Consider the following 10536-nt stretch of genomic DNA (forward strand, 5'->3'; position numbering starts at 1 on the left):
GAAGCAGCCACGTCGAAGCACTCGTCGCACACGCCGCAGATAGCCTCGATGTGCTTGCGGCTAGCGATCTCGGGCACCACGCCGCCGAAGCGCGCATGGAAGTCGATCTGCGAGGCCACGACGTCGGCGATAAGCGTGCCGTTGCCGTCGACGATGGCGGCCGCCGTCTCGTCGCAGGACGATTCGATGGCGAGGATGAGGGGGCGGCGTTCGGATGTTTCGCGTGAAACATCCGTTTGCACTTCGTCACGGAGGGAGCGGGCATCGTCGCTGGCAGCGCCCACCACCAGCTCCATGCCGGCCACATCGTGCCTGGCCAACGGCAGAGGGCCCTCCATGATGACGGCGTCCTCGCCGTCGGAGTAGTAACGCGGGCGCACACCCAGCGAACGGAAGCCGAGCGCGGCGTACAACTCCTGCGCACCGACATTCCCCGCCCGCACCTCGAGCGAGCAACGGGACGCGCCCAGGTCGCGCGCATCGGCCGCCACGTGCGCCAACAGCTCGCGCGCGATGCCGCGTCGCCGCATGGCCGGGTCGACGCCCACCTTGAGGATCTGCACCTGCCCGTCGACGATCCACCCGCCGGCGTAACCCGCAAGCGCTTCCCCTTCGTAAGCTGCCCACCACACGCGGTCGGCGCGGGGGAGTTCGTCGGCCACGAGCGCTTCGCTCCAAGCGTCTGATCCCATGACTAGGGACTCCAACGTCGCGACAGCGCCTGCATGGGCGGCATCGAGCGGCTTGTACGTGATGCCATGCTCGTCGGGCTGTGCGTTCAGGATGGCGGTATCGTGCATGGTCGCGCGCTGGTCGGCCCGCTTCGCCACGTCCTGCACGCCGGTCGCAAGGTTCTTCGGATCGTTCTTCGCCAGGCGGATGCGCTCGTTCTCCTCCGCATCCGATAGGCGCGTGTACACCGGCAGCGCGAACGCAGGGTCATGGCGACGCGCATCGAGCGGGTCGGCCTCGCCCGCCCGCCACGCCGCCTGCAGCGCCAGCAACAGCCCGCGACCCGTCGGCATCCACAACTCGGCAGGCAGCGCCGCCCCGCAGCCCTCAAATAACTCCCCATATTTCTTCAGCGCATCGCCGCAAAGAAGACGTGCGGAAACCTGCGGCCACGCGTCCCCCTCGGCAGGGTCGGCGTCTGCGATGGCGCCCACCAAGCGAGTCTCCCCTTCGGGGACTTGCTCCGCTTCGCTCCGCGGCGCCGCGCCCGTCGAGCCGAAACGTCCTGCGGACGTTTCGTGCGAGCCAGGACTGTCCGAGCGACTGGGCACCGTCGCAGACGCCGACCCGGACAGGTCGCCCTCAGCAGCAAGTTCCCGCGCGGCGTCTTCGGCCTTCACCACGCGGTCGGCCTCCAACCGCTCGATGCCCGTATCGTTCAGCAGATAGCGCACCGGGTACACTTCCTTGCGCATGGCGTCGGCCACCACGGACAGCGGCCCGCGCTCGCCCGCCGCCCATGCGTTCCACGCCACCGCATCAAGCGACGATACGCCAACCAGCGGCACCTCGAGTGCTGACGCGATGCCCTTCGCCGTAGCCATCGCGATGCGCACGCCCGTGAACGATCCCGGGCCGCGGCCCACCGCCACGCACGCGATGTCCTCGCGTGCCACGCCGTGTTCGGCCAACGCTGCGTCGATGCGGGGCAGCAGCTGGGTGTTCGACGCGCGTCGAGCCTCGGCTTCCACGGAAGCCGTCAACTCGATCATACGCGACGACGCATGCAGCACGCCCAACCCGATAGCGATGATTTCGTTGGCAGTATCGAAGGCGAGCACGTACCGTGCCCGCTCGGACGCCCCTTCGGGACGCAAATTCATGTCGCTCACGCAGTTCCTCCCGCGCACTTCATCAGCCGCGATTTCGAATCCTTCGCCCACACGAACAGCAACCGACGTGCACGGTCGCCGTAAGCGTGGGTCCGCACGGAGCGGTTGCCCTCGTCGTCCACCCTGATGGATATCTCCAGATAACCGTACGGAAGCGCCTCAGGGAACTTCTCACCCCACTCGACGAACGACGCGCCGTCGCCGTCGATGGTCTCGTAATAGCCGATGTCCTCGAGCTCGTCCGCCTCTTCGAGTCGGTACAGATCGAAGTGGTACAACGGCAGCGAGCCGGCAGGGTACGTCAGCAAGATGTTGAACGTGGGGCTGGTCACCTGGTCGCGCACGCCGAGCCCTGCCGCCACGCCCTGCACGAACTGCGTCTTGCCCGCACCTAGATCGCCCGACAGCACGATGACGTCGCCCGCCTGCAAGTAGGGCGCAAGCGTGGCCGCCAGCTGTTTCGTCGCCTCGGACGAGGTGGTTTTGCGCATGTATGTAAGTCCGTTTGCCATGCTTCGTATCATACGCTAAACGCGCCTGCGCGAACCAGCCCTCCCGAATATCCCCGCATTCGAGGGAAGATGCGCCGCGCGTAGCGCTCGATGAGCTATCATCGCAGCAAACAAACCCGTCCGACCTTGTCGGCGACAACGTAAGGAGCCACGCCATGTACGAACAGCGCATCAAAACCGTGAGGCGCAACCTCGCGAACCGAGGTCTCGAGCAGATGCTCGTATGCGATCCCCGTTCCATCCACTATCTCACCGGAGCGTTCATCGAGCCGGGCGAGCGCTTCCTCGGGCTGATCGTCGGATCGGACGCTCGACCCACCCTCGTGCTGAATGCGCTGTTCGCCGCGCCGGCCGACGCCGCCTGCACCGTGCGCTCGTTCACCGACACCGACGATCCGCTGGCCATCGTCGAAGGGCTGTGCGATGCCGACAAGCCGCTGGGCTGCGACAAGAACCTGCCTGCCCGCTTCCTGCTGCCGCTCATGGAGCGCGGCGCGGCGAGCGGCTTCGTGCTGGCCTCTGATGCGGTAGACGACGCGCGCGCCATCAAGGACGATACCGAGCGCGAGCTTATGCGCGCCGCCAGCGCCGCGAACGATGCCGCCATGGACCGTTTCCGCCGGCTCGTGCACGAGGGCGTCACCGAGGCCGACGTGGCCGGCCAGCTGGAGGCGATCTACCGCGAACTGGGCGCGCAGGGCCACTCGTTCACCCCCATCGTCAGCTTCGGCGCGAACGCGGCCGATCCGCACCACGAGCCCGACGACACGCCGCTGGCCAGCGGTGACGTGGTCCTGTTCGACGTGGGTTGCCGCAAGGGCGAGTACTGCTCCGACATGACGCGCACCTTCGTGTTCGGCGAGCCCAGCGAAAAACTGCGCGAGGTGCACGACACCGTGCGGCGCGCGAACGAGGCGGCGCGCAAGCTGGTAGCTCCCGGCGTGCGCTTCTGCGACATCGACGCCGCAGCTCGCTCAATCATCGAAGAGGCGGGCTACGGCTCCTACTTCACGCATCGCCTGGGACACCAGATCGGCCTCGACGTGCACGAGCCCGGCGACGTGTCGGCCGCGCACGACGCGCCGGTGCAAGCGGGCATGGTGTTCTCCATCGAGCCGGGCATCTACCTGCCCGGCGAGTTCGGCGTGCGCATCGAGGACCTCGTGCTGGTCACCGAAGACGGCTGCGAAGTGCTCAACAGCTACCCCCGCGAGCTGGTTTCGATCGGCTAGCGCAAAGAAGTCACCGGGGTGGTTTCTCCAACGCGAATGCGGGCGTTTCGCATGAAACGCCCGCGAGTTGCTTGCCGGTTGCAGGTTAATATTAGCCGAAAAGTCATGGACAAAACGGGGCACTTTTCAGTATTCTCTGCCTAGGATGAAGCCAACGAAAGCTTTCTCACCTGGCATTTCTTCGAATTGTCTTGACCAAGCACTCCGATTCGCTGCTGAAAACTACCGAAAAGCGGCATGTTTTGTCCATGATGATTTTCATCATATATATGAATGGCGAAGCTTGCAGCTCCTTTGACGCCGAGCGCCGGCTAACAGGGCTACGCTCAGATGCAGGGAATGAAGGCACCCACACCGCGTCAGAGGCTGGGTGCTTGCGTTGATTTGGGAGGTTATCCGCGCTTCATGCCGCTTCTCCTGGCGGCGGCTTTCGCATCGTGCAGGCGCTTGCAGTCGGGGCAGATGGACGTGAGCGCGCGAGCGCGAGCGGCATCGGCGTGCTCCTCCTGCTCGAGCAGCTCGTTCGCGAACGCCACCTCCTTGTTCGTTGCGTAGTAACGGCCGCACGACTCGCACTCGGCCAACGCGAACAGGCAGCGCTTGGGCGGCTCCGGGTCGTCGGCGAACTCCGCGCCCTCGATGAGGCCCATCGCGCCGGTGGGGCACACGGGCACGCAGCGACCGCACTGCGTGCAATCGTACAGGTCGAGCGTCCACACCAGCAGGCCTTCGTCCTCGTCGATGAAGATGCGGATAGCGCCCGCATCGCATGCCACCGCGCAGGCTGCGCAAGCGATGCAGCGCTCGAAGTCGTGGCGAGGCTTTCCTTTGACCGGCTCGTGGACGCGGCGCGCCGACGAAGCGGGCCGTCCCGCCGAGATGGCGTTCGGCACGCGCGGCTTGATCGTCCCCATCAGGCATCCCCTTCCCTGTCGAACAACGCATCGACCCGAACGGCCAGGTCAGCTCCCAAAGCGCCGCGCATGGCGATGTCGGTCATCTCGATGGCCTCGATGCGTCGCGTGCGACCCAAAGCCTCCAGCATGCCCTCGTCCACCAGCGCGAGCGCCTTCGTAGGGCAGGCCTCCACGCAACGCGGGCCGTTCGGCGACTTCGCGCACAGGTCGCACATCACCACCGACGTGTAGGCGCCCGTCTCCTTCTGGCGCAGCAACCCGGCCGAGCGCGCCGACGAAGCGCGGCTGTACGGCGCCGCCTTGACGTGCGCGGTCGAGGGCGCCGACGGGTACACCGCCCCGAACGGGCACACGAGCGCGCACAGCAAACACCCTGTGCAGCGGCTTTCGTCCACGTGCAGGCGATCGCGCTCCTGTACGATGGCGCCCTCGGGGCACACCGTCATGCAAGGCGCGCCTTCGCACTGATGGCACGTCACGGCGGCCGACACCGTGCGCGTCTTCACGAGCGAGATGCGCGAGGCGGGCCGCAGGGCGCGGCGGCGATGGCTTTCCGTGCAGGTGACGCGGCAGGCGCTGCAGCCGATGCACCGCGACGGGTCGGATACGACGAAGCGGTTCATACGAGCGTCTCTTCCTCGCCGTTCGCGTACAGCGCGCGGCCCGCCACCTCGGCCTCGTGCGGCGCGAACGCGCGGGGCGGCTCGGCGGCGGCAACCGATGGGACGCCTGCTGCCCCCGAAACTCCTCCTGCTAACGCCGCGCGGGATCCTTCGACTCCGGCGGCTTCGCCGCCTTCGGTCGCTCCGCCCGGAACGGCGGGAACGACATCGGCCACTTCGCTCGAAGCGGCCGAAATCTCGGTCTCGGGCTGCGGGTTTTGCCGGTCGGCCTCGGCTGCCAGCTGCGCCTTCAGCTCGGCGTAGCGCTCCACAAGGTACGTTTCGGCCCACGCCTGATCGGGAATGGCCTCCACCTGGCAGGCGCTGTACTTGTCTTCGGGCGTGCCCGATTCGCCGTCGGTGGCGTGCAGGGTCAGCTCGTTGCACTTGCCGATCCACCACTGGTAGGTCATGTACACGGCGCCGTCGTTGATGCGCTCGTCCACCGCCGCGCGCGCCAGCACCTTGCCACGGCGCGACGCGACCCACACGAGCTGCTCCTCGTCGATACCGCGCGCGTCGGCGTCGACCGGGCTGATGCTCACGTAGCCCGGCTCGTCGGCCAGCGCTGCCAGCGCTTTGCAGTTGCCGGTCATCGAACGGCACGAGTAGTGACCCACCTCGCGCACCGTGCACAGCACGAGCGGATAGCGCTCGTCGGGCTGCTCGGTGGGCGGACGCCACGCAGCCGCCTCGAGGCGACCCTTTCCGTCGGGCGTGGTGAAGATGCCGCCCGCGAACAGCTCGGCCGTGCCGTGGTTGTCGGGATCGTCCGCGGCCTCGGCGAAGATGGGCCACTGAGCGTAGCCCGTGCCGGCCATCTTCTCGTACGTCGCACCGGCGAACTGGGGGCACAGGCTGCGCACTTCGTCCCAGATTTCCTGGGTGTCGCGGTAGTGCATTGGATAGCCCATGCGCGTGGACAGGTCGGCGAAAATCTGCCAGTCGTGGCGGCACTCGCCCTTCGGCGGCAGCGCGGCGGTGGTGCGCTGGAACGAGCGGTCCGACGCGGTGTACACGGCGTCGTGCTCGGCCCACGACGTGGCGGGCAGCACCACGTCGGCCAGCGCCGTGGTCTGGGTCATGAAGATGTCCTGGCTGATCAGCAGGTCGAGGCCTTCCAGCGTGGCGCGCATCTGCGCCGTGTCGGGCTCGGTTTGCAGCGGGTCTTCACCGAAGTTGTAGAACGCGCGGATCGTGCCCTCGGCCACGCCGTGCGGCAGGTCGGTGAGTTTGAAACCCTCCTTGAGCGACAGGCGTTCCTCGTCGACACCCCAGGCCGCTGCGAACTTCGCGCGCACCGCAGGGTCGCTCACGCGCTGGTAGCCGGGATACAGGCTGGGCCACATGCCCATGTCGCAGCTGCCTTGCACGTTGTTCTGGCCGCGCACCGGCGCAAGCCCGCTCGCATGCGTGCCGATATGCCCGGTGATCATGGCCAACGCCGCGATGGCGCGCACGGTCTGCACGCCTTGCGCCTGCTGTGTCACGCCCATCCCCCAGCCGATGACAGCCGTATCGGCGTTGGCGTAGCGGCGCGCCGCCTGGCGGATGGTTTCGGACGGAAGACCCGTGACCTCTTCCACATCCTCGGGCGCGTAGTCCTGCACGACCTCCCACCAGACATCGAAGCCCGTCGTGTGCTCGTCGATGAAATCCCAGTCGGCAAGCTCCTCGTCGATGATCGCATACGCGAACGCGTTCAGCAACGCCAGGTTCGACCCGTTCTTCAGCGGCAGGTACATATCCGCGATGCGTGCCGACTCGATGACGCGCGGATCGCACACGATGAGATCGGCCCCGCGCTCCTTCGCGTTCACGATGCGGCGCGCCACTATTGGATGGCTGGCCGCCGGGTTGTAGCCGAACAGCAAGATGCAGTCCGTCTCCTCCAACGTGGGGATGCTCACGCTCATGGCACCCGATCCGACGACTTCCATGAGCCCGATGACGCTGGCCGCATGACAGGTGCGCGCGCAGTTGTCGATGTTGTTCGTGCCCAGACAGGCTCGCGTGAACTTCTGCATCACGTAGTTGGCCTCGTTACCCGCGCCGCGCGACGAACCGGTGAGCATCACGGATTCCGCACCATGCTCCTCAATTATGGCGCGGAGCCGCTCGGCCGTGAAATCGAGCGCCTCGTCCCAGGTGACGCGCTCGAGCGGCGCGCCTTTCGTGCGGCGGATCATAGGATGGTAGATGCGCGGCGTGAGGATTTTCGTGTCGTTGACGAAATCGTAGCCGTACATGCCCTTCAGGCACAGCTCGCCTTCATTCGTGATACCGGGAAGGCCTTCCGCATCGATGACCTGGCCGTTTTCCACCACGAGGTTCATCTTGCAACCGGCGCCGCAGTACGGGCACACCGCCATATGCTTTTCCATGAGCCTACTCCCCCTCGTCCAGAGCCGCGTTGAGCTTCATGCTGGCGAACGACGCGGACGCTCGCGCCGCCGCCTTGCGCTTGTTCTGCCGCGCGCGCTCCATGAACTGCGCATCGATGAGCCGCAGCGCCTTGGTGGGACACGCCGCCGCGCACGCCGGGCCGCCGGCGCGATCGAGGCACAGGTCGCACTTCACCACGGTCGATTTCGTGCGCTTGCGCTTCTTCGCGCGAGCCCGCGCGCGGGCGCCCTTGTCATCCTGAGCGGAAGCCGCCGCAGCCTCGGTGCCGGACGCGGCTTCCGGTTCGGGCGGCAGCTTTTCGGTTACGATTTCCACCGCGCCGTACGGGCAGGCCAGCACGCAGTTGCGACAGCCGATGCACTTGTCCGGATGCACGCCCACATGCTCGTCGTCGGTGAACAGGCACCCCGTGGGGCACGCGTCCACGCACGGGGCCTCGGCGCAATGGTGGCAGCCGACAGGCGCCGAGATGGTGCGCGTAGTGACCAGCGTAAGACGCGGAACGGCCACGTCGTTCGGCACATCGTGGCGATGAAAACACGCAGCCATGCACGTCTTACAGCCGATGCAGGTAGCAGGATCGGCAATGACGAACTTGCGGCCCATCGGGGAAGAGGCTCGCACCGTCTAGCGCCTCCCGGTGCGCGCGGCCAGCGCCGCTTCGGCAGCGGCCACCGTATGCGCCATCGTCACCGACGTGGTGACCGTGCCGATGCCGCCCGGCACCGGCGTGATGGCCGCCACCACCGGCTCGACCTCGGCGAAGTCCACGTCGCCGCACAGGTTTCCCTGCGTGTCGAAGTTGATGCCCACGTCAAGTACCGTCTGACCCGGGCCGAAGAACTGTGCGCCGAACGTCCGAGCGCGACCGGTGGCGCAGATGACCACGTCGGCCGAACGCATGATGTCGGCTAGGTTCTCGGTCTTGCTGTGACAGATGGTCACGCTAGCGTTGCGGCGTAGCAGCATCATGGACACGGGCTTGCCCACGACGAGGCTGCGTCCCACCACCACGACGTGCTTGCCCTGGAGCGGCACCTGGTAATGATCGAGCAGCTGAATGCACGCGGCCGCCGTCGCGGGCGGGTAGCCCGCGTGGCCGTCGGTGAACACCGAGGCCAGCGATGCCAGCGTGATGCCGTCGATATCCTTCTTCGGATCGAGCAGCTCGCACACGTGCGACTCGTCCACGAACGACGGCAGCGGCCGGAACAACAGGCAGCCGTGCACGTTTTCGTCGCGGTTCACCTCGTGGATTGCCGCCTCTATGGCCGCTTGGGGGGCGAACTCGTCCAACTCGTACGGCCTGATGGCGATGCCGAGCGATTCGGCACGTTTACGGGCCGTGCGTTCGTAGGACAGGTCGTCGGGACGCTGGCCCACGCGCACGAGCGCGAGCGCGGGCACGACCTTCGCGCGGCCGAGCGCCTCGATGCGCGCGCGTAGATCGAGCGCCATGCTGTCGACAACGGGCTTCCCCTTCAGTAGCTCAGCCATGTCTGCCTTTCTGGTTCGCGTCGTGAAACTGGCGATGTTACCGTATCGCGTCCATGGTGTAGGCGAGAATTCCGTCGGCGCGCTCGTTCGCCTCGGCGATGAGCCGATCGGCTTCGGCGCGATAGCGATCGGCGCGCGCTTCGTCGTCCATCGAGGCCGCGTTGATGTAGACGTTCATGCTGGCCGCCACCACGGCCGCCTGCGCCAGCACTGCCGCCGCGCCCGCGTCCGAAACGGCCAGCTTGCTGCCGTTATGCGCGAGAAAGTCGGCATGGTCGATGACCTCGGCGCACGTACGCATGATGATCAGCGGCACGTCGCACGCGGGTCCCAGCGCCAGCTGCAGCGCCGCCTGCTTCGCCGCCGCCTCCTCGGGCGTGGCCTTCGGCATGCGGTACGACGCAGCCAGAGGCTCGAACGCCTGCGCGTCCGACTCGATGAGCGCGAGCAGCTTGTTCCGCAGAAGCGCGAGCCGTTCGAGGGTTGCGCGCACGTCGTCTTCCACCGCTGCGTACGTCTTCTTGCCCACGGTCAGATTGCCCACCATGGACGCGAGCGCGGATGCCACGGCTCCCACGTAGGATGCCGCGCCGCCCCCGCCGGGCGTGGGAGCCGCGCTCGCCAGTTCGTCGATAAAGGTGGTGTCCAAGAAGATCCTCCTCGTCGCCGCGCTTATTGGTACCTGCATGATACGACAAGCCGACCGAAACGCGCGGAATCCTGAGATAATCCGCACGCTTCGGTCGGCAACCACCGCTTGGACGGTCAGCCCTCTTGCTACACGCTAAACGGAACGGGATCCTGATGCTCGGGGAAATCGATTTGGGAGATCATCTCCGATGTGATTCCAACCGATTCCAGCGTTACCGTTTCAGGTGCGGGAGGAGGCTCGGGAGGTTCGCCGGGAAAGGAAGGGCCCGGGTCGAAGACTTCTACGGCTTCACTCGAATGAGGCGTCACGTACAGCGCGCCGGAAGAATCGCAAGGCTGCAAGAGCGCACAGGTGCCAGGATCGCTCAGCATGTTCTGAACAACCTCGAGCCCGACGTTCGACATGGTGGTACCACCAGTAACGGCACCGGGATCGCACTTATAGATCCCGAACAACGCCACCACCTTGCCGTTGGAGTAGACCGCGTATCCTTCGTTCTCATCGCGCACTACGTCTCCGTTTTGGCGCGCGCTATACATTGGGATTACCTGGCTGAGCGCGAGGTTGTCGAAGTCGATGTCATCTGCGAATTGCAGCGCGCCCGTATAGACCTCGCCACTTTTCACTTGGGACATGTGCATCTTCGCAATATCCAGAACTTCCTGCTGCTTGAAGAACTTCTTTACCGGATTGTCCGAAAGCGCAATGCCGACAAGGACGACCGCGAGAAAGAGGGCGAAAGCGACCGCAAAGACCGCTTTCGCACCGTTGCTAACAGGTTTCATATCCTTCGACCCCTTTCACGGATCTAGCG

10 protein-coding genes are annotated in these 10536 nt (G+C 66.1%); 1 reads left to right on the forward strand and 9 read right to left on the reverse strand.

Annotation, left to right across the window (positions count from 1 at the left end; genetic code table 11):
* Positions 1-1844: tRNA (adenosine(37)-N6)-threonylcarbamoyltransferase complex dimerization subunit type 1 TsaB (gene tsaB, locus ACMO6A_RS05250; RefSeq protein ID WP_418470869.1), on the reverse strand; the 1844-nt coding region annotated here is incomplete at its 3' end.
* The gene (gene tsaE / locus ACMO6A_RS05255) at positions 1841-2335 is read right to left on the reverse strand and encodes a tRNA (adenosine(37)-N6)-threonylcarbamoyltransferase complex ATPase subunit type 1 TsaE (protein WP_009305213.1); all 495 of its coding nucleotides are present in this window, start codon (positions 2333-2335) and stop codon (positions 1841-1843) included. The genes tsaE and tsaB, both read right to left, overlap by 4 nt.
* Positions 2336-2511: 176 nt before the next feature.
* On the opposite strand from tsaE, the gene ACMO6A_RS05260 reads away from it, so the two are divergent.
* A complete protein-coding gene (locus ACMO6A_RS05260) occupies positions 2512-3588 on the forward strand; it encodes a M24 family metallopeptidase (RefSeq protein WP_009305214.1) in 1077 nt (358 codons plus the stop codon).
* A 392-nt stretch (positions 3589-3980) separates the two neighbouring features.
* Here the strand turns inward: ACMO6A_RS05260 and ACMO6A_RS05265 are convergent, their stop codons facing one another.
* From ACMO6A_RS05265 to ACMO6A_RS05295, 7 genes are all read right to left on the reverse strand, one after another.
* Complete coding sequence (locus ACMO6A_RS05265) at positions 3981-4502, reverse strand: 4Fe-4S dicluster domain-containing protein (protein WP_009305215.1); 522 nt, start codon at positions 4500-4502, stop codon at positions 3981-3983.
* The gene (locus tag ACMO6A_RS05270; protein ID WP_009305216.1) at positions 4502-5128 is read right to left on the reverse strand and encodes a 4Fe-4S dicluster domain-containing protein; all 627 of its coding nucleotides are present in this window, start codon (positions 5126-5128) and stop codon (positions 4502-4504) included. Before ACMO6A_RS05270 ends, ACMO6A_RS05265 begins: the two co-directional genes overlap by 1 nt.
* Positions 5125-7551, reverse strand: coding sequence for a formate dehydrogenase subunit alpha (fdhF, locus tag ACMO6A_RS05275; RefSeq protein WP_009305217.1), 2427 nt, complete (start codon positions 7549-7551; stop codon positions 5125-5127). The genes ACMO6A_RS05270 and fdhF overlap by 4 nt, the downstream gene beginning before the upstream one ends.
* Before the next feature lie 4 nt (positions 7552-7555).
* On the reverse strand, positions 7556-8197 hold the full coding sequence (locus ACMO6A_RS05280; protein WP_015761434.1) for a 4Fe-4S dicluster domain-containing protein: 642 nt from the start codon (positions 8195-8197) through the stop codon (positions 7556-7558).
* 3 nt (positions 8198-8200) lie between these two features.
* Positions 8201-9070 (reverse strand): bifunctional 5,10-methylenetetrahydrofolate dehydrogenase/5,10-methenyltetrahydrofolate cyclohydrolase, encoded by an 870-nt coding sequence (locus ACMO6A_RS05285; RefSeq protein ID WP_009305220.1) that lies wholly within the window; start codon positions 9068-9070, stop codon positions 8201-8203.
* Between the two features lie 37 nt (positions 9071-9107).
* The gene (locus ACMO6A_RS05290) at positions 9108-9719 is read right to left on the reverse strand and encodes a cyclodeaminase/cyclohydrolase family protein (RefSeq protein WP_009305221.1); all 612 of its coding nucleotides are present in this window, start codon (positions 9717-9719) and stop codon (positions 9108-9110) included.
* Between the two features lie 128 nt (positions 9720-9847).
* Positions 9848-10507 (reverse strand): hypothetical protein, encoded by a 660-nt coding sequence (locus tag ACMO6A_RS05295; protein WP_009305222.1) that lies wholly within the window; start codon positions 10505-10507, stop codon positions 9848-9850.
* Between the last annotated feature and the right edge of the window lie 29 nt (positions 10508-10536).

It is taken from the genome of Eggerthella sp. (genome assembly GCF_048329335.1).
Taxonomy (GTDB): domain Bacteria; phylum Actinomycetota; class Coriobacteriia; order Coriobacteriales; family Eggerthellaceae; genus Eggerthella; species Eggerthella lenta.

What these genes read in the sequence shown, in the direction of transcription:
- tsaE (WP_009305213.1), bottom strand. Translation starts at nt 2,335, where the DNA reads ATGCGCAAAACCACCTCGTCCGAGGCGACGAAACAGCTGGCGGCCACG.
- ACMO6A_RS05260 (WP_009305214.1), top strand. Translation starts at nt 2,512, where the DNA reads ATGTACGAACAGCGCATCAAAACCGTGAGGCGCAACCTCGCGAACCGA.
- ACMO6A_RS05265 (WP_009305215.1), bottom strand. Translation starts at nt 4,502, where the DNA reads ATGGGGACGATCAAGCCGCGCGTGCCGAACGCCATCTCGGCGGGACGG.
- ACMO6A_RS05270 (WP_009305216.1), bottom strand. Translation starts at nt 5,128, where the DNA reads ATGAACCGCTTCGTCGTATCCGACCCGTCGCGGTGCATCGGCTGCAGC.
- fdhF (WP_009305217.1), bottom strand. Translation starts at nt 7,551, where the DNA reads ATGGAAAAGCATATGGCGGTGTGCCCGTACTGCGGCGCCGGTTGCAAG.
- ACMO6A_RS05285 (WP_009305220.1), bottom strand. Translation starts at nt 9,070, where the DNA reads ATGGCTGAGCTACTGAAGGGGAAGCCCGTTGTCGACAGCATGGCGCTC.
- ACMO6A_RS05295 (WP_009305222.1), bottom strand. Translation starts at nt 10,507, where the DNA reads ATGAAACCTGTTAGCAACGGTGCGAAAGCGGTCTTTGCGGTCGCTTTC.